The organism is Bacillus sp. z26 (assembly GCF_058313635.1).
Window position 1 is genome coordinate 131,137 of record NZ_JBZFQM010000002.1, and the last position, 23,744, is coordinate 154,880.

Annotated in this window: 30 protein-coding genes, 2 pseudogenes and 1 other annotated feature; of the genes and pseudogenes, 4 read left to right on the forward strand and 28 right to left on the reverse strand. The window is 33.1% G+C overall.

The window, feature by feature from the left end; genetic code table 11:
* The 10 genes and pseudogenes from AC4G3K_RS05830 to AC4G3K_RS05875 all read right to left on the reverse strand — a co-directional run.
* Nucleotides 1-648 (reverse strand): IS110 family transposase (locus AC4G3K_RS05830; RefSeq protein WP_491132769.1); only part of this gene is annotated, 648 nt, incomplete at its 3' end.
* Nucleotides 649-1,025: 377 nt separating this feature from the next.
* Complete coding sequence (locus AC4G3K_RS05835; RefSeq protein ID WP_491132770.1) at nt 1,026-1,862, reverse strand: permease prefix domain 1-containing protein; 837 nt, start codon at nt 1,860-1,862, stop codon at nt 1,026-1,028.
* Nucleotides 1,849-2,199, reverse strand: a complete 351-nt coding sequence (locus tag AC4G3K_RS05840; RefSeq protein ID WP_491132771.1) for a PadR family transcriptional regulator — start codon at nt 2,197-2,199, stop codon at nt 1,849-1,851. Before AC4G3K_RS05840 ends, AC4G3K_RS05835 begins: the two co-directional genes overlap by 14 nt.
* Before the next feature lie 665 nt (nt 2,200-2,864).
* Nucleotides 2,865-3,266: a DUF5662 family protein gene (locus tag AC4G3K_RS05845; RefSeq protein WP_491133237.1), complete on the reverse strand. Its 402-nt coding sequence runs from the start codon at nt 3,264-3,266 to the stop codon at nt 2,865-2,867.
* 269 nt (nt 3,267-3,535) lie between these two features.
* Nucleotides 3,536-4,099: a nucleoside/nucleotide kinase family protein gene (locus tag AC4G3K_RS05850; RefSeq protein WP_491132772.1), complete on the reverse strand. Its 564-nt coding sequence runs from the start codon at nt 4,097-4,099 to the stop codon at nt 3,536-3,538.
* Nucleotides 4,100-4,179: 80 nt separating this feature from the next.
* Nucleotides 4,180-4,575, reverse strand: coding sequence for a VOC family protein (locus AC4G3K_RS05855; protein WP_491132773.1), 396 nt, complete (start codon nt 4,573-4,575; stop codon nt 4,180-4,182).
* Between the two features lie 136 nt (nt 4,576-4,711).
* Nucleotides 4,712-5,133 (reverse strand): annotated as a pseudogene (gene fosM, locus AC4G3K_RS05860) (FosM family fosfomycin resistance protein).
* A 179-nt stretch (nt 5,134-5,312) separates the two neighbouring features.
* Nucleotides 5,313-5,672, reverse strand: a complete 360-nt coding sequence (locus AC4G3K_RS05865; protein ID WP_491132774.1) for an HIT family protein — start codon at nt 5,670-5,672, stop codon at nt 5,313-5,315.
* 176 nt (nt 5,673-5,848) lie between these two features.
* Nucleotides 5,849-6,112, reverse strand: coding sequence for a CPCC family cysteine-rich protein (locus AC4G3K_RS05870; protein ID WP_491133238.1), 264 nt, complete (start codon nt 6,110-6,112; stop codon nt 5,849-5,851).
* Nucleotides 6,113-6,238: 126 nt separating this feature from the next.
* Complete coding sequence (locus AC4G3K_RS05875; RefSeq protein ID WP_491132775.1) at nt 6,239-6,580, reverse strand: hypothetical protein; 342 nt, start codon at nt 6,578-6,580, stop codon at nt 6,239-6,241.
* 356 nt (nt 6,581-6,936) lie between these two features.
* Between AC4G3K_RS05875 and AC4G3K_RS05880 the strand changes: the two are divergent.
* Nucleotides 6,937-8,016, forward strand: a pseudogene (locus AC4G3K_RS05880) (NAD(P)H-dependent flavin oxidoreductase).
* Nucleotides 8,017-8,266: 250 nt separating this feature from the next.
* Here the strand turns inward: AC4G3K_RS05880 and AC4G3K_RS05885 are convergent.
* The 7 genes from AC4G3K_RS05885 to AC4G3K_RS05915 form a co-directional block, all read right to left on the reverse strand.
* Nucleotides 8,267-9,016, reverse strand: a complete 750-nt coding sequence (locus tag AC4G3K_RS05885) for a class I SAM-dependent methyltransferase (RefSeq protein ID WP_491132776.1) — start codon at nt 9,014-9,016, stop codon at nt 8,267-8,269.
* Nucleotides 9,017-9,209: 193 nt separating this feature from the next.
* On the reverse strand, nt 9,210-9,542 hold the full coding sequence (locus tag AC4G3K_RS05890) for a PH domain-containing protein (protein WP_491132777.1): 333 nt from the start codon (nt 9,540-9,542) through the stop codon (nt 9,210-9,212).
* Nucleotides 9,543-9,874: 332 nt separating this feature from the next.
* Nucleotides 9,875-10,117, reverse strand: a complete 243-nt coding sequence (locus AC4G3K_RS05895) for a hypothetical protein (RefSeq protein ID WP_491132778.1) — start codon at nt 10,115-10,117, stop codon at nt 9,875-9,877.
* A gap of 152 nt (nt 10,118-10,269) precedes the next feature.
* Nucleotides 10,270-10,527: a hypothetical protein gene (locus AC4G3K_RS05900; RefSeq protein ID WP_491132779.1), complete on the reverse strand. Its 258-nt coding sequence runs from the start codon at nt 10,525-10,527 to the stop codon at nt 10,270-10,272.
* A gap of 302 nt (nt 10,528-10,829) precedes the next feature.
* Nucleotides 10,830-11,141: a DUF3221 domain-containing protein gene (locus AC4G3K_RS05905; protein ID WP_491132780.1), complete on the reverse strand. Its 312-nt coding sequence runs from the start codon at nt 11,139-11,141 to the stop codon at nt 10,830-10,832.
* A 499-nt stretch (nt 11,142-11,640) separates the two neighbouring features.
* A complete protein-coding gene (locus AC4G3K_RS05910; protein WP_491132781.1) occupies nt 11,641-11,781 on the reverse strand; it encodes a hypothetical protein in 141 nt (46 codons plus the stop codon).
* 85 nt (nt 11,782-11,866) lie between these two features.
* On the reverse strand, nt 11,867-12,334 hold the full coding sequence (locus AC4G3K_RS05915; RefSeq protein WP_491132782.1) for a GNAT family N-acetyltransferase: 468 nt from the start codon (nt 12,332-12,334) through the stop codon (nt 11,867-11,869).
* Between the two features lie 209 nt (nt 12,335-12,543).
* On the opposite strand from AC4G3K_RS05915, the gene AC4G3K_RS05920 reads away from it, so the two are divergent.
* Both AC4G3K_RS05920 and AC4G3K_RS05925 read left to right on the forward strand, forming a co-directional pair.
* Nucleotides 12,544-13,071, forward strand: coding sequence for a sigma-70 family RNA polymerase sigma factor (locus AC4G3K_RS05920; protein ID WP_491132783.1), 528 nt, complete (start codon nt 12,544-12,546; stop codon nt 13,069-13,071).
* Nucleotides 13,049-14,041: a DUF4179 domain-containing protein gene (locus AC4G3K_RS05925; RefSeq protein WP_491133239.1), complete on the forward strand. Its 993-nt coding sequence runs from the start codon at nt 13,049-13,051 to the stop codon at nt 14,039-14,041. The genes AC4G3K_RS05920 and AC4G3K_RS05925 overlap by 23 nt, the downstream gene beginning before the upstream one ends.
* Before the next feature lie 571 nt (nt 14,042-14,612).
* Here the strand turns inward: AC4G3K_RS05925 and AC4G3K_RS05930 are convergent.
* Both AC4G3K_RS05930 and AC4G3K_RS05935 read right to left on the reverse strand, forming a co-directional pair.
* The gene (locus AC4G3K_RS05930; protein WP_491132784.1) at nt 14,613-15,071 is read right to left on the reverse strand and encodes a GyrI-like domain-containing protein; all 459 of its coding nucleotides are present in this window, start codon (nt 15,069-15,071) and stop codon (nt 14,613-14,615) included.
* 83 nt (nt 15,072-15,154) lie between these two features.
* Nucleotides 15,155-15,700: a GNAT family N-acetyltransferase gene (locus AC4G3K_RS05935; RefSeq protein WP_491132785.1), complete on the reverse strand. Its 546-nt coding sequence runs from the start codon at nt 15,698-15,700 to the stop codon at nt 15,155-15,157.
* A 488-nt stretch (nt 15,701-16,188) separates the two neighbouring features.
* Here AC4G3K_RS05935 and AC4G3K_RS05940 point away from each other — a divergent pair, with 488 nt between their 5' ends.
* A complete protein-coding gene (locus AC4G3K_RS05940) occupies nt 16,189-16,557 on the forward strand; it encodes a VOC family protein (protein ID WP_491132786.1) in 369 nt (122 codons plus the stop codon).
* Between the two features lie 66 nt (nt 16,558-16,623).
* Here the strand turns inward: AC4G3K_RS05940 and AC4G3K_RS05945 are convergent, their stop codons facing one another.
* The 9 genes from AC4G3K_RS05945 to AC4G3K_RS05985 form a co-directional block, all read right to left on the reverse strand.
* Nucleotides 16,624-17,058, reverse strand: coding sequence for an NUDIX hydrolase (locus AC4G3K_RS05945; protein WP_491132787.1), 435 nt, complete (start codon nt 17,056-17,058; stop codon nt 16,624-16,626).
* 152 nt (nt 17,059-17,210) lie between these two features.
* Complete coding sequence (locus AC4G3K_RS05950) at nt 17,211-17,735, reverse strand: GrpB family protein (protein ID WP_491132788.1); 525 nt, start codon at nt 17,733-17,735, stop codon at nt 17,211-17,213.
* Between the two features lie 232 nt (nt 17,736-17,967).
* Nucleotides 17,968-18,591, reverse strand: coding sequence for an NUDIX hydrolase (locus AC4G3K_RS05955; RefSeq protein WP_491132789.1), 624 nt, complete (start codon nt 18,589-18,591; stop codon nt 17,968-17,970).
* A 606-nt stretch (nt 18,592-19,197) separates the two neighbouring features.
* On the reverse strand, nt 19,198-19,371 hold the full coding sequence (locus AC4G3K_RS05960) for a Fe3+ hydroxamate ABC transporter substrate-binding protein (RefSeq protein WP_491132790.1): 174 nt from the start codon (nt 19,369-19,371) through the stop codon (nt 19,198-19,200).
* Nucleotides 19,372-20,009: 638 nt separating this feature from the next.
* A complete protein-coding gene (locus AC4G3K_RS05965; protein ID WP_491132791.1) occupies nt 20,010-20,672 on the reverse strand; it encodes a YdcF family protein in 663 nt (220 codons plus the stop codon).
* A 175-nt stretch (nt 20,673-20,847) separates the two neighbouring features.
* Nucleotides 20,848-21,333 (reverse strand): hypothetical protein, encoded by a 486-nt coding sequence (locus tag AC4G3K_RS05970; RefSeq protein WP_491132792.1) that lies wholly within the window; start codon nt 21,331-21,333, stop codon nt 20,848-20,850.
* 149 nt (nt 21,334-21,482) lie between these two features.
* The gene (locus AC4G3K_RS05975; protein WP_491132793.1) at nt 21,483-22,292 is read right to left on the reverse strand and encodes a protein phosphatase 2C domain-containing protein; all 810 of its coding nucleotides are present in this window, start codon (nt 22,290-22,292) and stop codon (nt 21,483-21,485) included.
* A 1-nt stretch (nt 22,293) separates the two neighbouring features.
* Nucleotides 22,294-22,743, reverse strand: a complete 450-nt coding sequence (locus tag AC4G3K_RS05980) for an HIT family protein (protein ID WP_491132794.1) — start codon at nt 22,741-22,743, stop codon at nt 22,294-22,296.
* A gap of 58 nt (nt 22,744-22,801) precedes the next feature.
* Nucleotides 22,802-23,017, reverse strand: a binding site (T-box leader).
* Nucleotides 23,018-23,192: 175 nt separating this feature from the next.
* The gene (locus AC4G3K_RS05985) at nt 23,193-23,732 is read right to left on the reverse strand and encodes a hypothetical protein (protein WP_491132795.1); all 540 of its coding nucleotides are present in this window, start codon (nt 23,730-23,732) and stop codon (nt 23,193-23,195) included.
* Nucleotides 23,733-23,744 lie beyond the last annotated feature (12 nt).

The window sequence follows — 23,744 nt, forward strand, 5'->3', positions numbered from 1 at the left end:
TTCTCTTGCCCACTGAAGAGAACGAGTTGGACAATACCCTTTTATTCGTTCTGTTAATTCCTCTTCATCCGTCTTTAGAATCTTCTCCGACGTTGGATATTCTCTTAATATCGATAAAGATACTTTCGAAAATAGATCTCCAAATACCTTTCGGTAATCAGGAAAAACCTGATCCAAAATCGTATGAAACTGCAATTTTGCCTCTACATACATTTTCGTCACGATTTCCTGTTGTCTAGATAGATTACGAAGGTTCAACAGCTGAATTCCCCTCATTTTATAAGGTTCAAAGTCCTCTTTGTAATAAAGGGTACATAACTGATACGCATCAAAAGCATCTGTTTTTACTTTTCTTAAACTTGATTTCTTTGCTTGATGAGAAATGAGTGGATTTAACAGAATATAAGGCAACGCGTTTTCTTCTAAGCATTGAATAATAGGAGTATGATAATGTCCCGTTGATTCTAATATGACTACTGGTATCTTACCTGTCATTGTTTTAATTTCGCTCAAGAAACTTACAAGCCGATCCAATTCATCACGATTATGCTTAATTGAAAAGTTCTTTCCATATGGCTTTCCTTTATCTAAAAAAGCCTGAATTTCACTCTCTCCTTTAGCTACATCTATACCCACAACTGGGTTCATTCTTTTTCCTCCTCTTACGTATTCACCAGTAACCCCTATTTCCTCCAAAGTAGTATTATAGCTTCGCTTGTTATACGAGATCTCAGTCCCAACCAGCCGCAAACATATTTCTACTAGTAGGGGGTGAACAGTTTAGCCGACGGGATCAATGTCCCACGCCCCCGTACGTTCTACCCTGGCTACTGATAGAATAAACCATAAAATAAAAGTTCAACCAGAAAGTTCTGGCTGAACTCTATAATACGAAACGCCCCCGATAGTTTAAGTGAGTTGATTCACAAACTTAAATGTTTTATATACTAAAACCTAATTGTTTAAAGGAAGGTTACTCCGTTTTAAAAAAAGAAAAACTGCCATTATGACAGCTTTGAACAGATTTATTTAATATATCTTTGTTTCCTACCAACAAGATAATATAACAAATAGCCCACTACATTAAATAAAACAAAGCCTACGCCCCAACCAATGTTTAAACGTTTATGATGATAGGCATTAATGATTGCCCAAATAGAAAATAACGTCCAATAGATTGCTAAACCACCAAATAAGATAGCAATCATTAACGTGCCGAAACTTCTTTCTTCCATACCAACATACCATTGATCATCACCATTTCCGTAAGAAAGGAAATCTGGTTTTAACCATTCAGGAGCCCAAACTGTTTGCTTGTATTCAAAGTCTGGTTCAGTTTGTGCCACATAATCAAATACATTTCCGTAACCTTCATAATTTTCACTCTTCTGAATATCATTCACATAGAATATTCTTAGGGCTGAAATAAAACTTGTACTTTTAAATGATTCTTCTATATCTACTTTCATTTCAGGTGTAATGCTGCTTTTGTTTTCTAAAATATCTGCTATATCCGTAGCAACAAGAGATATTTGATGTGATTGTGATTCTTCACTTTGCCAAAGCCAACCAAAAATAGATAAGAATAAAGCTAGAAAGCCTAAAGCCAGATAAAGAACCCATTTCGCAAATGTTTGTTGGGTTTTAAACAGTTGTCCAATAATGGAACGCATTTCTTTTTCCCCACCAAATCGTTCAATTGCAATTTCTATCGCTTCTTGTTCAGACTTTCCTTCTGTTTTCAATTCGTGAACTGCCTCTAGTAAATGGCTTTTCATTTCTGCTTTTAATTCTTTTATTTCTTTTTTATTTCCACCTACATTTTGATAAACCGAATCAACAAATGCTTCAATTTGCTTCATATTTTTCTCCTCCCTCCAAAAAAGAATCAATGATTTTCTTTATAAATTCCCATTCCAGACGCTTCTTTTCAAAACCTTCTTTACCTAATGGCGTGAGTTTATAGTATTTTCTTCTTCCACCTGGACCTTTTTCATCTCCCCAGTAGGATTTAATCCATTTATTTTGTTCAAGTCGCTTTAAAGACAAATATAGCGTACCTTCTTTTAATTCAAATTGTTCATCGGTTCTTTCCCGTACCAATTTAGCTAACTCATAACCATACATATCTCTTTTATGTAAAAGCGACAGGATTATGGTATCAATATGGCCTTTCAAAACCTCTTTGTTTATTTCCATTTTTCACCATCCTTACAATTATTTATAAATGAGATTACCTAATAATGCAAGGTATTTATTTTTTATGTATCTAATATTTAACAAAAAATAACACAGCTAAAAACTGTGTTATTAAAGAGAGATTTTTATTATATTTTACTTTTGCATTAGCAATCCTGACAAATCTATATGGATCTCTTTTTAATTAACTTATTGAGCTAACCTGCCCCTTTACTTCCATTGATAAAAACAATGGAATATTTAAAAACGAATAATATAAAAAGGATTTTATCATCTTGAAAAATGTATAATAAAGGAAAGGAGTGGGATGAATAAACGAAAAAATTATTGTCACCTTTTATGTTTTTAGCCCTTATTTATTTATATACTTTTCATTCTAAAGATATTAGTTTATTGCATAAACCTCTTGTCTCTATCTTTTTATATGTTACAGCGATAATAGTCTGTGCTTTAATGTTAGTAAATGTAAAGAAAGAGAGTACGGATGAGCAACAGTAGTAATTAATTATTTGAATAAATAGTCTCCTCTTTTTTGCAGGAAACTAGAAAGTTTGTAAAAAAATGTACTTAAACTAACCCGCCCCGTTTATTCCATAAGAAATTCAACACAAAAAGGCATTAATCCTTCTTCCAGGATCAATGCCCCATTAGTTTAAGTCATTCTTTCACAGTTTTCTTATCTTTTTTGATAATAAGAAAGTTTTCTTAGAGTTATTTTTCCTTTTACTCATCAAAATATTTTCTAGTTCTTTTTTTGTATCAGGATGTAGTATTATCCTATCAGTAAGTTCTAAAGTCGCTGGTCTCACTCTCCTGCCCCATTTTCTCGAAAAAGAACGCCAATCACAAACCATTTCAAGTAAATATTTTTTGGGCATTGGTAAGGCTAGTTTCTTGTTCGGATCAACAACCCAATATTCCCAATGATGTTTATTTTTATGTTGATGATTCAGCCACGCAAATCTCCATCTTAATTCATCATCTTCACTTAATTGTTTACTCGAGAAAAATTTCTTAGCATATGGAGAAAACTCTTTTGGGGATAATTTTGATAAATCGTGGGTAATTCCTTGGAAGTATAAACCTTCTTTTCAGCATTCAACAAGTACATTAATTTTATGGTTAAGTATGTATAAAACATTCTTCCAATATGCCCTCAACATATAAATTCCCCCTTAAGGCATTGTTTTTAATCCATATGTGTATGAAATTCGGCTTTAAATGAGCTAAATCCTTCTTCAACTAACCTGCCACTTTACTTCCATAAGAGTTCAACATAAAGGGACATTAATCCTGCTTAGATCAACGTCCCTTACTTGAATTAGATATTATATTTTCAATTTTGCTTTGACCTAATATACTCTATTCTCACTATATTTTGAACAATAATACGTGCAATCTCAGGTTTAGATAATGTCCCATCTACAATGAGGTCAGAATTCGGTTTTGTCGTATTTAACATATTCAGATACCCCCGCCTTCCTCTAAGAATGTAGTTATCTAGATCCAGCATTATATCCTCGGTAGAACCATTTTTAAAGTCTCGAATTATTCTCCGTGCCATTGCAATATCCAATGGAGTATCAATAAACACTGCAAAATCAATAAATTCTCTTGTTTTAGTATGTAGGTAAGCAAATGGAAAATCTAAAATGATGTAATCCAATGGTTCATTACCTAACTTCTTTATATCTCTAATAAGTGGCGATAAGTCCCATTCATCAGGATTACAACCATTATCAATCCATTCTATAATGTTATCAGGGCCATCAAAATCGTAATCATCAAAAGATATTGTTTTACTATTTTGCAACTGCCCTTTTAGGTAAGAGGTTACTGTTGTTTTACCCCCACCCGAAACCGCAGCAATCGAAATCACAAATGGAGATTGCCTTTTCATAAAATCCTCCAACTTTTCGAATGTCTTCTTCCGCTAACCTGCCCCGTTAACCTAATTAGAACTGTTTTCTACCAAATTAATTATGGTGCTACCAGTTCTACCTTAATTCTATCTGGATCTTCAAAATAAACTGCGTAATGGTTATCACTACCTGCTAAGGGATGTCTATTTTTATAGAGGATTTTCACCCCTTTAGATACCAATGTCCTGGTTATTTCATCAACGTGATTCCGTGACTCTGCATAAAATGCCAAGTGGTTAAGCCCTACTCGGCAACGATGATATGGAATATCGAGGAACCGTTTCTCTGCTTGCACAAATACAATATACGTATCACCAAGAATCCAACTTTGCCCGTCGCCCCATTGTTGAAACCGGGTGTACCCAAATTCTTGTAAGAGCCACCCCCAAAATTCCGATGTCCTTTCTAAATCAGATACGTACAACTCAATATGATGCAACAGCCCTTTAGACAATATCATTCCTCCTAATGTTTAAACTTCAACTAAAACCAAAAGCCTTTTGTAAATTCTCCTTCTTTCACTAAACTGCCCCGATAGTTTAAGAACAATTTCCTACAAATTATTTGAGACTTATGTTAATTAAGTTTTTCTAATCAAAAAACTCCATATGCAGTTTGTCTTCTTTATAATAGTCTAGTCTATCTTGTAAAGTCCCTGAATGGAATTCAAACTTATGACCATCTGGGTCTATAAATAGATAGACATTTTGTCTTTTTCATCTCTTGGTCGCCCTGTTAGGATTTTTACATTTAAACTCACTAGTTTGTGATACATCGTATCTAATTCAGCTTCGTCTATCGAAAATGCTATATGTGTATATGATTGGCTAATTTCATTACGAGATATGTCTTTTTCTTCATTGAGTGCAAGCCATATGCCATTTAAATCAAAATACGCTGTGCATCTGCCTTTAACTAATAACTTCGCATCAAAGACATTTTGATAAAATTTTATCGAATCATTTAAGTTGGAAACTGAAAATAACAAATGATTTAGACCTTTAATTGACACCAAATTCCCCCTGAAAATAATTCTATATTAGGCCTGGGTCGTTATAAAGCTACCCTGCACCGTTTCTACAATAAGGATTTTAACAGAAAAGGGCCTTAATCCTTCCCTAGATCAATGCCCCTTTAGCTTTATAACACTCCATAATTCTGTCTTTGAATACCAAGTACCATCAAATTATTTTATTTTATACGATTTCCATAATGAACGTGCCAATGCAGATGTTTATTACTTTGATACTCACCTATATTAGTTGATACTGTACAGGCACCGTACTTGTCGTTCACCTGTTTTGATACTTGCTGTATCACTGAAAATAAATCGTTTAGTGCATCTTTATCTTCTGGTTTAACATCTATTAGTGAAGTAATGTGTTTCTTGGGGATAACCACAATATGTACTTCATAAAAAGGTCGAGTATGATAATAGGCAAGAGTATTTTCAGTTTCACAAACTTTTTCAACTCGTGTCTTACCATTTAATACTTCATCACAATAAAAATCTTCAATACCATTAGCTATAAGGAACCTCTCCCAAATCATTTGATATACAGATACTTATTCGAGAAATTTTACCTATTTCCTCTTATTCTTATTGAACTAACCTGCCCCGTTTCTACAATAAAGAATTCAATAGAAAAGGGCATTAATCTTTCTTGGATCACTGCCCCTAGTGCAATAAGGAAGACTATTTAATGATGGTAATATCCCTAAAAAACCTAGAGAGGTTTAAAATTTTCATCTTTCTTGTATCCTCTAAGGCTTGCTTCTACAACACAGTCCTTATACATTTCCTCACTTGCTCCGTAAATTTTAAAATTCCTTTGTGCTTGTCTCAAAGATAATACATTAGCTCCGCCTTCAAGGTCTGGGTCCTCATTCTGTACGGGATCATCTTCCCAATAACAAATCTTACATATATTATAACCGCCTGGCGATTCATCTAATGTTTTGTAGCCGCAACACGAACAGGTATATTTCATAAAATCGCCTACTTTCACAAGAATTTCAACATAAAAGGACATTAATCCTTCTTAGATCAATGACCCCGATAGTATAAGTGTATTTATTCGCATAGAACTATCAAAATAGTTCTCTATATGCAATTTCTAATAATCTAACTGCTTTAAACTCAATAATAAACCGTCATCTGTAATCTTTTTAATTTTGTATAAATTTAACTTTCTGTCAATTATTTTATCTGTTTTATCTTCTTTACTGAATGAAATCCTTACTGCATTTATTGCATAAATAAGAATTGATAACACACCTGCACTTCCTAAGGCCACTCCTATACTTTCGTTCTCTGGAGGATGAGTATCCATAATCTTTCTTATGTCTTTATAATAGTCTCCTATAATAAGGATATATTCAGATTTCACCTCTAAACCTGCTAATAACTCAGTTCGATTATGTGCTTCATAAGCTTCTATACCGTTCTCTATGTACATAAAAAACCCACCTTTCAAGTGTAATAATAATTATATGAATAAAAATAAACTAAAGGTTCGATTTTTTCTAATTTTATTTATTCGACTAAACTACACCTTTACTTCCATAAGGAATTCAACAGAAAGAGGCATTAATCCTTCTTAGATCAATGCCCCCGTTTGTTTAAGTATATTCATTCACAATATTTGTTATATTAATTGGTAATTACTTGAATATTTGTTAATATTATTTTAACTGCCAGATAATTTAAGTTGAATCAAAAGGGTTTTTTAATGGGAGCTAAAATTTTTAACGGCAGATATATAGCGAACAGCAATGATGAAGAATTTGTAAAAGGGATACGAGGTGTTTAACGATGTTGAAAAATCAATTAACAAAACTTTTGAAAATTAAATATCCGATTATACAAGCTCCTATGGCTGGAGGAATAACAACCTCAGGATTGGTCGCTGCTGTATCAAATTCTGGGGGCCTAGGAATGATTGGAGCAGGTTATATGAACCCTGTTCAAATTCGGAAACAAATTGAGGAAATAAAACAGTTAACTTCAAAACCGTTTGGTATCAATCTATTTGTTCCTAACGAATTTAAAGTTAGAGAGGATGAAATTAAATCGGCTAATCAGTTCATCATAAATTAAATTTACACCAAAAAGATGACCTTGAAATTCCTGATTTTAATAAGGTTGTCGAACATTTTATTGAACAAGTTAAAGTTATAATGGAAGAAAAGATCCCCATTTGTTCCTTTACGTTCGGTATTCCTCCTAAAGAAGTGATGGCTGAATTAAAACAATCGAATATTATTTTGATGGGGACCGCTACGACCGTAAGAGAAGCAGTTGAAAATGAAAAAGCTGGAATGGATATTGTTGTGGTTCAAGGTAGCGAAGCTGGTGGGCATCGGGGGGAGCTTTATCGATAGTAATCACGAGAGTTTAATTGGTTTAATGTCACTGACCCCGCAGGTTGTTGACACCGTTAGTATTCCTGTTATTGCTGCTGGCGGAATTATGGATGGTCGAGGGCTTTCTGCTTCTCTTTGCCTAGGTGCAAAGGGTGTACAAATGGGGACGGCTTTCTTGACTTGTGTTGAAAGCGGTGCACATCTAGTTCATAAAGAGGCAATCCTAAATGCTACCGAGGATAACACTGTATTAACTCGTTCATTTTCTGGTAAATGGGCTAGAGGAATAAAAAATAAATTTATAAAAGAAATGCAAAGGAACGAAAAGTTTTTACCTGATTTCCCAGTTCTAAACACACTAACCTAGGAGATAAGGAAGACTGCTAGTGCACAAAATAATCCAGACTTCTTATCGCTCTGGTCGGGTCAAAGCCCAAGATTAGCCAAAAATCAAACAGTTGAGTCATTAATAAATAATATTATTACAGAAGTAATTAAATTATATTCTGTGAAGCAAGGTAAATACTAATACATTAAAAACCTAGCATAAAAGCTAGATTTTCGTGTATATCTTATAGAGCTAACCTGCCCCTTTACTTCAATAAGGAGTTCAATAGAAAGGAGCATTAATCCTTCCTGGATCAACGCCCCCATTAGTTTAAGTACATTCTTTCACAAAGATAATTTTTCTTATAAAACGGCTATATTATCTTCCATTTTTAGAAGTTCCCTTTTTTTGATTCCATTGAAGCCCCCGTGTGTTGAAGGATTCGAAAGATTTATCGCTTTAAAAACTTACAGATACACACCTCAGTTTTATAATGGAAAGTTATTCTTTCATTTTGTTGATATTTTGAAAATAGGTGATGAAGTTCTGCTACAAATTCTTCATAACTACTATCTAATTTTGATGGAGTGTAGGATAACGATAGGGCACCTCCTACAAAACCTTCCTCCGTTAATGTGTGCCAATTATCATAATATAGCTTGGTATAATCTTGCCCAAAAAAATTAAGCTTTTCTTTGTCTGGGTCAAAGTCGGAAATTCCAGTATTTGTTTTAACTTTATAACGATGTAGAACACTCGTATATTCTTTCGCTAATTGACTATCTGGTTGCATTTCATTAAATAAAATAATTACATATCCATCTTCCTTTAAAATTCGTTGGAATTCTTTCTTACATAATTGCTTATCAAACCAGTGAAACGCCTGTGCAATTGTAATAAGATCAATACTATTTTCTTTCAATGTAGTTTCTTCAGCTGAGGTATTAATGAATTCGATATTTTTATTACTAGAGCAATACTTTTTACACTCTTGAAGCATATACTCGTTTGGTTCAATTGCTAGCACGTTGCAATCCAATTCGCCTAACAACTTTGTAAGGAGTCCAGTCCCTGCTCCAATATCTGCGATTGAGGATTGTTCATTAATTCCTAGCTCTCTGATTGTTTTCAATACTTCTGTTGGATAAGAAGGTCTTCCTATTGCATATTCTTTTGTTTTATTATTGAATTCATCTTTCATAGTAGGTCTCCAATTCTCCATAGATTTTGTACCTCAAAAGCATTATCAAGATAAGTTTCATTTTGTTCCATTAACCTGCCCCGTTACTTCCATAAGAAATTCAACATAAATGGACATTAATCCTTCTTAGATCAATGCCTTCGATAGTTCAATAGAAATTATAAAAGACTTTATTATAAGTTATACTACTTTGTTATCGCTGAATATTTATATTTGAGTTTTGCTTTCTTAACTGGCAAACAAACTCTATTTTGTTTTTTGGTGAAATCGAAATCGTATTAAATTTTGCATAATTAATTTCTATTTTATCCATAGACAAAGCAGGGGCTGTAAATGGGTTTCTGGTTTCTCTAATGCTGGCAATTTCATCAATCTTGATTTTCCATTTAAGAGGACCGTATTGTATTTTAAGAAAATTGTCTTTAATTGTATATCCAGTCTTAAACCAAATCCACATTAAGCAAAAACCGATGGGAGATAGAATAACAATTTTCATCCATTGTTTATCTAAGAAATTTGGTGTCATCCAAACTCCTAAGTCTGGGAAGAAAACAGGTAGAACAATAAAAAACAATGAGAACAACCAAAATATAATTGACATCCACAAGTCTTTTTTTGACGAAAAATACATTTCATCACCGTTCTTTCATTACCATTTATGTGTTCTTCGCTTCATATTAAGCATCGACTTCTTGTTCAAATAATTGGGTTATTATTGTAATTCTCTAATCAAATTATAAATTCCTTCTTATGCTAACCTGCCCGTTTCTACGATAAAGAATTCAACACAAAAAGGCATTAATCCTTCTTCTTGGATCAACGCCCTCGTTAGCACAATATGAAAGAAATCACTCAACCTCACTTAAGATTTTTTTCAATTCGGTCAAGACGTTGTTTAATCTCTTGTATATCTGTTTCTTCCATTTTTAATTTTTTTTCGGCTATTTTTGTGTTTGCCAGATGACATTTAACTATCTTAACGATATATACAATAGCGACAATAATTACACCGATTATTGTCAAAAGAACAATTGGTAAAACTGCTGTAATGACCTCTACCCAACCCGATGTCTCTACTTCTGGATGAATGATTTCCCCCACTTTTGCATCGCTCCTTTGAATAGTACCTTTTAATAAATCCTCTAAGTATCAATTAATAATTCTACATTGTTATAGAATTAACCTGCCCCGATAGCTGCATAACAAAAGAAAGCTTATCTCTGCTTTCTGATGATAGTAAAGCAACCTCCTTATTACATATGTGCAACGCCATAGAGTATCACGATTGTTATAAAGCCAGCAAATAATAAACCATATAGGCTTAAAACAATTGTTTTCACGCGTCCTTTTTCACTAAATATCACTAATAAAATAGATACTCCAACACCTATCAATAATAACCTTGTTCCTTGTGCACCAGAAACTTTTCCTATCAAAAAAACTTCTGTATAAAGAATAGTGACAATAAAAACAAAAATCGATACAACCCCTAAATATTTCCTTATTTTCATCCCACACCCCACTCTATAAAAACCAAAAAATACTAAACATACTTTATCTAACTATATGTAAACGCATTTCATATATTTTTTCTTTTTCTAATTAAACTAACCTGCCCCGTTTCTACCATAAGGAATTCAACACAAAAAGGCGTTATCCTCCTTTGGATCAACGCCACTGTTAGTATTATAAGGTTGACCAAGTTATTGGTTGACCTTTTTCCTGCCAATAATGAAACTATCGCTTTTTGGACACTATTTGCCAACGCAATCACCCACTTTACCATATTTAACATTTTTCTGTCTTTTGCCGTTTAAGGAATCCATTCGATTTTCGTCTCGCTGATCTGAAGTGGATAGGATTCTCGCACCGCTCCTCTGTATTCCACTCGCACCCGATCCCCTACCTGGAGTGTACGGTCTTCCCTCTTGGATAAGTGAACCCGTACGCGATTGCCTGAACGAAGGATCACTCCTTCTTCTATGTCAATCAGGGCACTCTCTCCATTGATTTGGAGTATGGTGCCAGAAAACGAACTGGGTTCTGGATCAGGATACAGGAAAGCATAAACGACCATAAACCCGACCAGGAATAAGGCAGCTAGGATCCACATTTTCCGTTTCATGTTCTTCTCCCTTCTCGCTCGTCAAATCGAATACACGCGTCCGAAAACGTCCGCTAGACAAAAGTTTATCCCCAAAAGGGTATTTTTCTTTTCAATCCTTCTTCTGCTAACCTGCCCCGTTTGTTCCATAAGAAATTCAACACAAAAAGGCATTAATCCTTCTAATATCAATGCCCCCGTTAGCTCTATAAAGGTCAATTTCAATAACCTATTATATTTAGCCATTGTCCATCAGGACCTATTGTTATGTGAGGAACATTGTTAGTTTCAAATATTTTATACATATCAATATTATTTTTGTTTATATTATTTAAATGTTGAGATACATCTAACTCAGAGAAAATTTAAAAGTCCATAGTTGTAGACCTTAAATAAAACTCGTAAATATATTGTTTTTTACTATCCTTCACAAATCCTACAAACTCTGTAGTTCTTGGGAAAATCCGCATTAAAGGAAATTTAACCTTATTTAATATAATGAAATCATTTGACAGTTGGTTTAACAAATCTTTTTCCCAGTCAGGAATAATTGCATATATATAACAGTCTTGCTTATAAACATCATTAATATATCAACAAATTCCTGTTCATCTATTTCCTCGTCAAGCAATATTTCAGTTACCTTTTGAATGCCGTCCACCCGAACCACCTCAGTTAAAATTATACAGTTAGACTAGAAAGTTTTCTCTCTTCCGCTAACCTGCCCCGTTACTTAAATAAGGACTTTATTTACATTCGTATTCCATTTCAAGAAATTCAAATGTGCTGCCATTTGTATTTTGCTTAAAAGTCTCCCTATCTAAAAATCCAACTTTTCTATATGCTTTAATTGCCCTTTGATTAAATGTTGCTACTGACAAGGTGATTTTTTCAGATTTAAATTCCGATTGAATAAATTTCATACCTTCCCTTAAAAATTCTATCCCCTTTCCTTTTCCAGTTAAATCAGGTCTCATCCCTAATCCAACATCAAAAGATCTATCTGTAATTTTGCTAACACTAAAGAAACCAACAAATTCATCTCCTTTTGTAACAGCATATATTGAATTTCCTCGTTTTTTTGGATTTAAGAATTCAGCCAAATCTTCTTCATCAGCGTCCATATCATAAAATGAATATTCACCATCATAATGCCAGTTATATGCAATATTTTCTGCTTGTTCTTGTGTCATAATATTAAATTCATAAGTCATTATATGTCCCCTAATTTCTTTGTTTTTTTTACTCCTTCTTCTGCTAACCTGCCCCTTTTCTACAATAAGAAACTCAATAAAGATACTCCCCAAGCTAAAATACGCCTTCTTTCTAACCTCTACTCTCCATACCGATAAAATAGTATATTTAAAAAGATGAAACTTTTTACCATATAGTCTCCTCTAATGAGTAAAAGGAGGTAAAAGAGTTGGATGAGCTAATATTAATCAGAAAAGCAATTCAGGGAGATTCCGAGGCATTTGGAGATTTACTAAGTATACATAGTGATCGTTTATATAGAACGGCATACCTGTATGTCGGTAATCGAGATGATGCTCTAGATGTCATACAAGAGAGCGCTTATAAGGCATTCTCCTCTATAAGGCAATTAAGGAATGAGGAATATTTCTTAACTTGGATAACAAAGATTCTCATTCACTGTGCGTATGATGTCCAAAGGAAAAGAAAAAATGTGGTTACTTTGGCAGAACAATTAACCTTACCGAGAGAAAGAAATGATGAAAAGATTGACCTTGCAGAAGCAATAGGTAAATTACCAGAGAAGCATCGGACGACTATTATCCTTTTCTATTATTACGATATGAGTTTAAAAGAAATATCCAAAATCTTAGGAATACCAGAAAACACCATAAAAACATATTTAAGCCGTGGAAAGAAACTGTTACGAAAGTTATTGGGAGGGAGTTACTTTGATGGACAAAAACACATTCTCTAATAAAGTTAACGATATTGATGTACCAAAAGAAGAGGTTTTACAATCAATAAAATTAGGGATTGGTCGTGCTGAAAAAGAACAACGACCTAAGAAAAGGAAACCTATTTTAAAGACTTGGATTATGACAGTAGCTGCTGCGGGAATCCTGATGTCTTCTAGCTTTATCGTCCCCTCTTTTTCAAGAGTTTTGGCGGATGCACCTATAATAGGAGGTTTGTATGCAAACTTTAACGATATGGTTGGAAGGAGCTTAGAAAAGCAAAATCTAGTTAAGGAGCTCAATCAGACCTATACAAGCAACGGTGTGGATATTGCGTTAACAAGTGCTTACTATGACGGATATCTAATTGGCATTACCTTTGACGTGAAAGGGAATCTCCAGGAGAAAGATGGATATTATTATGCATTATATGAATTGTTTAAAGGTGATCCGCTAGCTGATGAAACAAAGGAACTGACCACTCTGACGAAAACGAAAGATGGCTATACAGGACATATCCAACTTGTTTATCCATATAAAGATTTACCCAAGAATGATACCATTCCTGTTTCCTTTGAAAAAATAGGAACGAAAAAAGGCAATTGGCAATTTGATGTACCTGTGCAACAAAACCCAATCGAGAAATACTTGTTTAACAACAAGGAAAGCTCGAATCCTGAGGGCGATATAGTATTTAAAGTTAAATCTGTCATAACTGGTAAAGCTTCTACTGCTCTCATTTATAGTGTCACTTATCCAAAGGGAAAATTAGATTCCTCCTTTAGAATGCTGAATATAAACAATAATGGTCCATTAACAAGGGGGGGAATGAGTGATGGGAAAATCGATCAAATAAAAAATGGCGATAAGTCCACCATTATTAGAAGACTCGTTATTCCAGTCTTGTTAGAAAATACAACCTTGACGGTATGGCCGTCATATGATGAAACTCATTCACCTGTGGAACCAATAAAAATAGATCTTCCATAAATAAAAGGCGTGCATAGAATAATCTCGCACGCTTTTTGATTTTCATCTTCCGCTAACCTGCCTCTTTAGTGAAATAAGAATTAAAACTGTATTTCTCCTGTTATGATTCCTATAAAGATAAACGCAATAAAAAATGCTAATATAGAAAGTGAAACCTTGCTAAATACAGGAATAGCTTTTAGACATTTTTTTAATTTATCAAAAAGAGTTAAAGCAAGAATTAGTATAGTGAGTTCAATAAGCATTGCCATTAAGTCCGTGTATGTAAATGGCTTACCAATATACCTTCCTAGGTAGAAATTAGTTAGGATAATTACACCAATTAGTGTACATTGTATACTAAAATATTTAACAAGATTCATATCTCAAACTCTCTTTCCTTATTTTCCCTTTATACTTTATCTATATTATAACTATAAAAAACAATCTGGGAAATGATAAATATTGTGAAAAATTGTACTTAAGCTAAACTGCCCCGTTTCTACAATAAGGAATTCAGCAAAAAAGAGCATAAATCCTCCTTGGTCAACACCTCATTAATATTATAAGAAAACTGGATTTTTCCTAAGTTTCATTGAACGGGTACCCATATTTCCATCTCATATTCTTCGCTTTCCTCTCTTCCAACCATATCAACTTTCACAATTTCTATTTCAGGCATTCCTTCTGTTATCATATATCCTTCCTCATCGAAAATTCTCCATAACTTCCAATAAGTATTTGGAATTTTATTGGAGGGACCAATATGTTTAAATACGACATATTTTTGCTCAGGAAAGGTATGTAAGGTCATTCCTTTCTCAATTTTAAAATAATCAACAGATTCAATTTCAATCCCACAAGTATAAAAGTAATGATCACTTCTTGGAGGTAGACATACCCCAACTATTTCATTGATATTGTTGTCTAGAAATCTAGTAGCCTCATCCCATAATTGGGGAATTGGGTAGACAATATCACCATTCCACTTCCCTGCTGAACTATACCCTACTATTACAAATGAATCTTTTATAACTTCTCTAAATTTCATTTGAATCCCCCAATTATAATTTATAATGTACTGAACTAACCTGCCCTGTTTGTTGAATAGTGAAACCTAATAAGAGGATGTCATTATTCATTAAACCTTCCCATTATTACAGTGTTGTAATAATTTCCATCTGATAGCAACTTATCTTTCCTTAACAATCCTTCTTCTACAAAACCATATTTTTTATATAGCATTATGGCTTTTTCATTGGTTTCGAGCACATTTAAAGTTAGTTTCTTAATACGGTTTGTATCAGCCCATCTTATTGTTTCTTTTAACAAGTTAGTACCTATGCTGTATCCCCAGAAATCCTTTAGTACACAAATACCGAACTCAACTTTATGTGACATTCTTTTCAATGGATTCCCCTGACACCTTGAAAAGCCAACAACCCTGCCATTTGTTTCGCAAACTAAGAACAGATTATGGGCAGTTTCTGTATCTTCTTTGATTAGTTGTTTAAAACCTAATTCATCTATGTATGCTTCACCTTTTTCTCTATCCATATTTTCTGTTTCCCCATCTATTTGTACCCTTACTTCAGACAAAGTTTTCGCATCATTCTCGTTTGCTGACCTTATGATATAACGCAAATCACGAACATAAAATTCCTTCCCATTAGCCCTCAATAAAAATTCCTTCTTTCATTTATCTTCTTAAACAATGCTGCCCCTTTACTTCCATAAAAAATTCAACACAAAAAGGCATTAATCCTTCTTGGATCAATGTCCCCGTAAGTTGAAGAAGGATAATGTTTTGCAGTTCCAATGCTTTTACTATCTCCTTTACCTCGCCAGTCCTTTTTCTGCAATTCTTTAGCAATTAGCATATTAAAAAATCCGTGACCAACTAAAGCCACCGATTTATATTCATAAGCATAATCAATTAACCGTTGCGATGCTTTACTTGCTCTTATTTTTGCTTGAGCTAAAGACTCACATTCATCCGAATAACCACTAAGGGGTCACCTCAAATCCTTCTTGTATCAATGCCTTTTTAGTACAGATATTCATAATTATTAGCTGTTTATTTTAATAAGAAATTGAGTCGAATTAAAAAAGGTTTTTATTAATGTGTGTTGAATATTTATCATAACAATAAAAATAGGAGGAATAAAATGGTGAATCAGGTTTGTGTTATAAGCATTTACGTTCCAGATTTAAACACTGCAATTGACTTTTATACCAATACATTAGGTTTTGAATTAAATAAGCAGTATGGTCCTAATATTGCATCACTTGTACACGGAGAGTTACCAATTATTCTAGAGGAGAACGTTAATACACCATATAATCAAGATAATAAAATTACAGGAGTTGTATTAGGATTACGAACTGAAGATATTTATGAAACGGTTAAATTCTTAAAAGAAAAAGACGTAGATTTTATTGTAGATGAACCAACTAATTGTCCTCCAGGAAAATATATTAGTTTTAGAGACCCCTTCGGAAATATTTTAGAATATCTCCAACTTGAAAATAAGTAACAAACATTAAAAGTTCAATATATATTGTTGAATTTTTTTAACTTCTTATTGAACTAAACTACCTCATTAGTTGAACAAGGAATTATGTTGAAGCACTTTCTTTATGTAGTTAATAAGAAAATCTCTATCCTCGGGAAAGGTTAATTCTAAAGTCTGTATTTCGTCTAAGGTTTTCCAAGCAATATCATAAATAAGATTATCAGGATCTTGAAAATTTCTTTTCCCGCCTACAATCTTTGCTAAGAAATAATGGACTTCAGCAGTCATATTGAGATGTTCATAAGTCCTTTTCTTAACCTTAATTTCTTCAACAATTTCGACTGAATATCCCGTTTCTTCTTTCATTTCTCTAATACAACATTCTTCGAATGTTTCTTCCTGTTCTTTTCCTCCCGATGGAATAGACCACATTTTTTTCTCTTCAAGTTTTCCTTGCAAGACCATTAACAATTGACCATTTTCATTAATACATACACCTGAAGAACCAAGCCATCTTTGCACTTTAGATTACCCCCATTTTTTAACTGTATAATTAATAGGTTTCTACCCATTCATTGTAGAGCCTTCTTCCGCTAACAGCCTAAATAGATTTATAGGAGATAAAATTAATTCACCTTCTTAAATCGATGCCAAGTTAGTTGAATTAAGCAACGTTATTTACTGTGTGATTCTTTTCTTGCTTTTTCGATAACTGTTTTTATAAATGGTTCTTTTTTCTTTGTATAAGTAGGTCTATCGAAGCGATATTTAGAGGCAAGTTCTTTTTTTAATAAAGCGTATTCTTCTGCTGCTTCGGGATTTAACCTTAGATAATCACGAAATAATAACTTTTCTATCCATTCACTGTTATTAATTTCACAGATATGAAGATGGCAAGTGCCCTGTCCCGATAATCCTTTCCTAAAAAATAATCTATTTTTAAACTCAGGTTTAGGAACATATTCATATTCAATCTTACTTAAAGGACTAACGAAGTTAGATGCTTCATTTAAATCTTGTACACCTAAAATAATATCAATTATTGGCTTTGCTCCTAGCCCCTTTATTGAAGTGCTTCCAATATGTTCAATTCCAACAACCTTAGCACCTAAAACCTCAAGAATTCTATTTTTCTCATATTCAAATTGCCTTTCCCAATTCGGATTATACTCATTAAGATTAACAACTGATTTCTGCACATTTATCCCCCTATAAAACAGTGTTTCTTCATTTAGTTCTATAAAGTTAAATAAAAACCTTCTTCCGCTAACCTCCCCGTTTGTTCCATAAGAAATTCAACACAAAAAGGCATTAATCCTTCTTGATCAACGCCCTCGAAAGTTAAATACGTTTCTTCACAAAATTAGTTGCTCTTTACATAAAATCAGTTCATTCACTAAGGGAATGTTTCCCTGTCAGATACACTGCTTTTTAGCTATCCATAACATTCTTAATTAACGTTACAACATCTTTCAAGTATGAATCTGAGTGCGGTACAAAATCCTTTTTTGTAACTCTTTGGGTAATTTCCAATTTCTCACCATACGTGTTAATAATGTATCCATTTACAGTAATTTCATTTCTCTTATCAAAAACAAAATCATAAAAATTTTTGAAATTGGACCTTAGAATGCCAGATACTTCTTCTTCTTGAAGTTTGTATACAGGCTCTTCAATTACTCTATACATATATACATTGCCAAATTCTTTATCAATAAAATTTTCAGTAGTGATACAATCCTTTATATTCCCGATTAAAACTAAATCTTCCATTGATACATCAATACCTAATTCTTCTTTTATTTCTCTAATACCCTCTCCAACAGTTTCATCGGCCAAGATATGACCAGCAGCTGTAATATCTAATAAATTGGGAAAGTCATTTTTAACTTTACTACGTAATTGAAAATATATATAATCTGTATTACTTTCATTTTTTAAAAACCAACAATGGAAAGTATTGTGCCAGTAACCTTTTTGATGAACAATATCACGACTAGTTATGCCTAATGGATTTTTTTGTTCATCGTAAATTTTTATCATTTCAATACTCATAAACTATCCCCTTATAAACTCAATAATCTTTTTGTTTCACTTATAAATGCAGTATAAATTAATATTTGAAACTAAAAATTCTTTGTTGAACTAACCTGACCCGTTTCTACAATAAGGAGTTCAACATAAAAATGCGTTAATCTGTCCAGGGAATTATGCACTCTTAATCGAACAATTAATTAATATAGCTCCACCTTAAAAAACAATAGCTCCGTATTAACCCCACCACATAGCAGTAACAAATAAAGACCAACAAGAAACTGGGAACCCAATTATAAAAATCATATATGTATTATGTATTCTTTTTTTTATTTGTACGAAGTTCTATCCCAAAATAAACACAGGCAATTATAAACAGAACATTGGAAAGAAATAAGGCTATTCCATTCCACTCTCCTTCGAATAAAGCCAAATTTACTAGGGTTATTGAATGCATTATAGCAACAAGAATAAATAAGATAGAATAAGTTTGCAAGAAACACACCTCCATTAACATTTCAACATAAATATCCATATCCTTATTCAACTAACCTGCCCCGTTTCTACTATAAGGAGTTCCACAGAAAAGGACATTAATCCTTCTTCGGATTAATGCCCCTGTTTATATTAATTTATTTTTTGTTGGAAGCAATCTTCGCATATGAATTTACCTTCGTTTTTTAAATACGCTTTTATTTCAGTTATCCCTTTTCGCTTTGGATATCGTATTTTTATAAAAACAACCTCGTTACCCTCAATTTCTTTATCACATTTAGTACACTTAGGCTTTTCTCCAAACATTTCTATCCCCCTATAATCAATATAGCCATTAGATTAATTCCTTATTTCACTAACCTGCCCCGATAGTAAAAAAAGCGACTGCACTATTTCACAATCACTACATTTTTATCCAATAATTTGATTTACTGTTCCCTAACTTCAGGACAACACATTCCCAATTGATGTTCCCTAATTATGAAACGTCATACATATAAAATAGCACTCCATAAAGAGGCAGAATCAATTTATTTTTTGGGCAAAGAATTATAAATGTTAGTTATGCATTGATCGAATTTGTTTCCTTGCTCGTTCGATCGCCTTTAACCTTATCAGCCAGTTGGTTTTGTCGTTTGCATTTTTCATCAAGATAGCAATATTCTGAGGTCTCCTTTTTATAAAATCCATTATTTATTCCCCCTTCGTTCTATATTTTCGACGAAAAGGTATTATTTTCCTTTAATGAAATAATACCTCTTTGGCTAACCTGCCCCTTTACTTCCATATGCAATTCAACACAAAAAGGATTAACCCTACTTGGATCAACACCCCTATAGTTTAAGTGCATAATATTACAAATTTTATATATTTTCCGAATGAACGATGTATTTAGGTGTAAAATTACAAGCATTACACCGTTATCAGTTTTAATTAAATGTTGATTAAACTGATAACTTTTCAAGACCATCAACTTCTTTTTCAAGAGGTAATATATCTCCAATTTTTCCATAATGTAAAATCCGTAAATATTCACCAAAAACTCTAGCTCTTCCTATTCCGGTTTCCATCCAATCGTACCTTGATACCCTACATCCTTTAAAATTGGCATCAAATCCAAAGGGAACATACCTTGAAATATTTGGAATGTGTTGTGCCAATGTACGAAATTGTCTTCCTGCGGCGTGATTTTTGCAAACAAACAACAAACTTTCTATCGAAGAAAAATTAAAAACCTCTTTCGCAAAGAGTACGTTTTCCAAAGTATTTTGGGACCTATTTTCAAAAACAATGGCTTCTTGCTTTACACCTTTTTCTAACAGTTTAGAAATTATAAATTCAGCCTCTGGTTGATTTTCATCTTTCCAATCTGGATGTTTAACACCAGTTGGACTAACTCCCCCTGTGACAATTATCTTTTGAGAATAACCCTTTTTATACGCTTCTATCGTTTTTTCCCAATGACCTGGATGAGTGCCTGCAAACACAAAAATCGCATCACAAGATGGAACTTCAATTTCTGGTAGAAATACTATATTTGTTAATTCATCTATCTGACGAGAGTTTAAATCAGGGACTTGAACTTCTTTTGGAATTATTGGTTTCATTTTTTCTCCTCTTAAACTACATAGCATAAGCTATATATTAATGCCTGTGCATTTTTATATAAGTATAAGGTAGAACAAAGTTTAATTATTAAGCTAAATGCCCCTTTGTCCAATAAAAAATACAACAAAAAAGGGCGTTAATCCTTCTGAACTGCCCCCGTAAGTTCAATATGTTTCAATCTTTGAAGTAGCGGTTGTACAGTCTAAATAAAGAGTTTCTTTTTTTGTTATTTGGTTCTTTATAATGATCAATAAAACCATTATTAAAAGACATACTGCAAAATTCTTTTTTTACACCAAAAGTAAATCTTTCTGAAACAAATGGGTACTCTTCTACTTCCCATTCTGCTTCTTTATTATTTCGTAAAACTACTTCTCCAAAGTAAATTGCCATTATTTTTTCGAATTCGTTTCTATCTAATCCTAATTTACTGAATTCTTTCTTTTCATATAATTCAAAGTACCATTTTTCTAACCTTTTTAAGCTTTCCACCTTATAGTCAGCTGTGAAAATGTTAGATTCTTGGCTTACTACTTCTAATTGTATTAGTAACTCTTCTTTAAATTTCAAGAAAAACATCTCCGCTGCCCTTATATCTTCAAATTTAAGAAGTTGCTCACCATACTGGATTGCCATTTTTATACTCTCTTTTGACACCATAATTCAACTCCTTTTATTATAATAGGTTGAATTTTAAATTCGACAGGTAAAATAGATAATCCTTCCCCTTTACTTCCATAAGGAATTCAACACAAAAGGCATTAACCCTTCTTACACCATGCTCCCGTTAATTCAATAGCTATTAATGCCTATTCATTACTTGGTTTTGTGACATCACTTGTTAAATTAACGTCCCAAGAAACAATTGTTGTACTGTCTCTGACATTATTTTTTTTGATGGTTTGCAACAACTCCGTTATACCATCGTTAATTTGATGCTTTTTCATTACATTATAAATTTCTTTAGGGTTAGAGAAGGGGACATTCGGACATTCGACTAACCCATCAGTTGTTAAAAAAATACGATTTATTCCATTTCTTAATTCTCTTATTCCACTGCTATAACAAGGTACCGTTTGTTCAAAGGTGTTGACTTGACCAACCCATTCATAAAATTGTCGTTGGTTTATTTGATACTGGCCAAGTTTAGCAAATTCCGAGTGGAATATATAAGAGAGGCAATCCCCTATTGAAAACCACCGTATATACTTTTCTTTTCTCAGAACAATTAGACAAGCCGTTTCCCCCTTAACTTTTCGACAATCAGAAACAAACTGTTCTTCTTGAAACAAGTTTAGTATGGTTCTTTCAAATTTTTTAAAAGTATTCTTGATTGGTAAAGATAATAGTTTGAGAATATCTGTTTTTCTTTTTAAAAGCTGATTTATTACCAATTCAGCACTTTCTGCTGAATTGTGGGCGTCTAAAATAACAACAAACTCCCAATTTTCCTTTTCATTTACCCAAATCAGGCAGCCATCTTCATTTTTATACTGTCCTGCGACTGAATTCCCGCCGAACCGACCAATTGATAATTGGTTAATATTATTGATGTCGATTATATCTACAAAATTTGTTTGGCTGCCAATCCAGCTAAATTCACTAATAGAGTTTGTCATATTATTGATTATTCTCCAAATATGCTTTTATTCGATTACACAGTTTTACAACCTCATTGTTATCCCCCATAGGTGCCTCTTTCCAATCATATACATCGTTTGGTCCCCAGTATTCTCTTGGAGTATTCGGATATCTAGCAACCAAGTGCATATGAAGATGCGGAACGGAATTCCCAGAAACAAGGGCATAGATATGTTCCGCCTTTTCTGACTCCTTTAGAGCTTTACTGACCTTCGCCATAATGACTCCAAAGTCTTTCGCTTCTTCCACTGTCATATCCGCAAGTGTTGGAGCGTGTCTTTTAAGATCAATCATAATATGACCTAGATAGTTTGACTTACCGTTCCTATCAATGTGTCCTACATAAACATAATCATCTTCATAAATCATCACTCCTGAAGTTTCAATTTCCCCAGCGTGTTTACTACAAATAAAACAACTTTCACTCATTAGCAAACTCCCCCTTATAAATTCTTATATTTCAAAACAAAAAAATCCTACTGTCTCATAAAGAGACGATAGGATTTTTATCGTGGTACCACTCTTCTTGTTTCATTTACTCAAATGAAACTTCTCAGGACTTGTTTACGGAAGTTACCCGTATAGATTTACATATCAATCTATCCACTCCTAGGTGAGTTGGGGAGGTTACAGACTGTCTTGCACCTGCCGACAGCTCTCTATACAATAACTTTTCCTTAATACTCCTAATCAAAGCGTTTAATTTATATATTTTTAAATATTCTATATTTTACCATTTCGCTTGTCAATATTTATTTTTCATCCTTTCTTATTCAACTAACCTACCCCTTTAGCTGCATAAGGAAAACCATCAGATTGACAGCCTTGATTGTCTGCTATTGTCCCTGTTGAATAAGACAGGCTCTTTCTCAACTATTTTATATTTTTTGTCTTTTTAGCATTTCTAATTGTGAACTTGCAATCGGTAATTTATTATTCACTACAAAGTCACGGTATTTTATAAATCCTTTTCGAATAGCTTTTTCAAATATCTCTTTTTCAATTGGTTTACTTTCTATTGTGAATTTTGCACTATGTGTCAATCTATTCTCGTCATTAAATGTACAGTCAGCCTTTGTATATTTAAGTCGATATCCATCTGGTGTTTCCATAATAAAAAGATCTCGTACGCTGTCCAGAAAAATAATCTTTACAGTACCGTTATTCATTAACTTTCTGAAACATACGAGATCGAGCCATAAACCTGACAAGTCAGTTGTATCTCCTTCGAAGAATAGCTCCCCGTCTATAAAAAAGCTTACTAGACCATCAAAGTAATCATTATCTGCCTGATACAAGATATTTTGCATCGCAGAGTTTAACACGTTTTTGGCATCCAATGAAAGATAATCTCCAAAATGTGCTATTTCAGTTTCTTCATCATATTCTACATCTAAAATTTTTGTTTCAATTCGCATATATCCTCCTAA

Bases quoted from the DNA above. Each gene is read 5' to 3' on its own strand.
- AC4G3K_RS05835 (WP_491132770.1), bottom strand. From the start codon at position 1,862: ATGAAGCAAATTGAAGCATTTGTTGATTCGGTTTATCAAAATGTAGGT.
- AC4G3K_RS05840 (WP_491132771.1), bottom strand. From the start codon at position 2,199: ATGGAAATAAACAAAGAGGTTTTGAAAGGCCATATTGATACCATAATC.
- AC4G3K_RS05850 (WP_491132772.1), bottom strand. From the start codon at position 4,099: ATGAAAAGGCAATCTCCATTTGTGATTTCGATTGCTGCGGTTTCGGGT.
- AC4G3K_RS05865 (WP_491132774.1), bottom strand. From the start codon at position 5,672: ATGATTTGGGAGAGGTTCCTTATAGCTAATGGTATTGAAGATTTTTAT.
- AC4G3K_RS05870 (WP_491133238.1), bottom strand. From the start codon at position 6,112: ATGAAATATACCTGTTCGTGTTGCGGCTACAAAACATTAGATGAATCG.
- AC4G3K_RS05875 (WP_491132775.1), bottom strand. From the start codon at position 6,580: ATGTACATAGAGAACGGTATAGAAGCTTATGAAGCACATAATCGAACT.
- AC4G3K_RS05885 (WP_491132776.1), bottom strand. From the start codon at position 9,016: ATGAAAGATGAATTCAATAATAAAACAAAAGAATATGCAATAGGAAGA.
- AC4G3K_RS05890 (WP_491132777.1), bottom strand. From the start codon at position 9,542: ATGACACCAAATTTCTTAGATAAACAATGGATGAAAATTGTTATTCTA.
- AC4G3K_RS05900 (WP_491132779.1), bottom strand. From the start codon at position 10,527: ATGAAAATAAGGAAATATTTAGGGGTTGTATCGATTTTTGTTTTTATT.
- AC4G3K_RS05905 (WP_491132780.1), bottom strand. From the start codon at position 11,141: ATGAAACGGAAAATGTGGATCCTAGCTGCCTTATTCCTGGTCGGGTTT.
- AC4G3K_RS05915 (WP_491132782.1), bottom strand. From the start codon at position 12,334: ATGACTTATGAATTTAATATTATGACACAAGAACAAGCAGAAAATATT.
- AC4G3K_RS05925 (WP_491133239.1), top strand. From the start codon at position 13,049: ATGGACAAAAACACATTCTCTAATAAAGTTAACGATATTGATGTACCA.
- AC4G3K_RS05930 (WP_491132784.1), bottom strand. From the start codon at position 15,071: ATGAAATTTAGAGAAGTTATAAAAGATTCATTTGTAATAGTAGGGTAT.
- AC4G3K_RS05940 (WP_491132786.1), top strand. From the start codon at position 16,189: ATGGTGAATCAGGTTTGTGTTATAAGCATTTACGTTCCAGATTTAAAC.
- AC4G3K_RS05955 (WP_491132789.1), bottom strand. From the start codon at position 18,591: ATGAGTATTGAAATGATAAAAATTTACGATGAACAAAAAAATCCATTA.
- AC4G3K_RS05960 (WP_491132790.1), bottom strand. From the start codon at position 19,371: ATGTTTGGAGAAAAGCCTAAGTGTACTAAATGTGATAAAGAAATTGAG.
- AC4G3K_RS05965 (WP_491132791.1), bottom strand. From the start codon at position 20,672: ATGAAACCAATAATTCCAAAAGAAGTTCAAGTCCCTGATTTAAACTCT.
- AC4G3K_RS05970 (WP_491132792.1), bottom strand. From the start codon at position 21,333: ATGGTGTCAAAAGAGAGTATAAAAATGGCAATCCAGTATGGTGAGCAA.
- AC4G3K_RS05975 (WP_491132793.1), bottom strand. From the start codon at position 22,292: ATGACAAACTCTATTAGTGAATTTAGCTGGATTGGCAGCCAAACAAAT.
- AC4G3K_RS05980 (WP_491132794.1), bottom strand. From the start codon at position 22,743: ATGAGTGAAAGTTGTTTTATTTGTAGTAAACACGCTGGGGAAATTGAA.
- AC4G3K_RS05985 (WP_491132795.1), bottom strand. From the start codon at position 23,732: ATGCGAATTGAAACAAAAATTTTAGATGTAGAATATGATGAAGAAACT.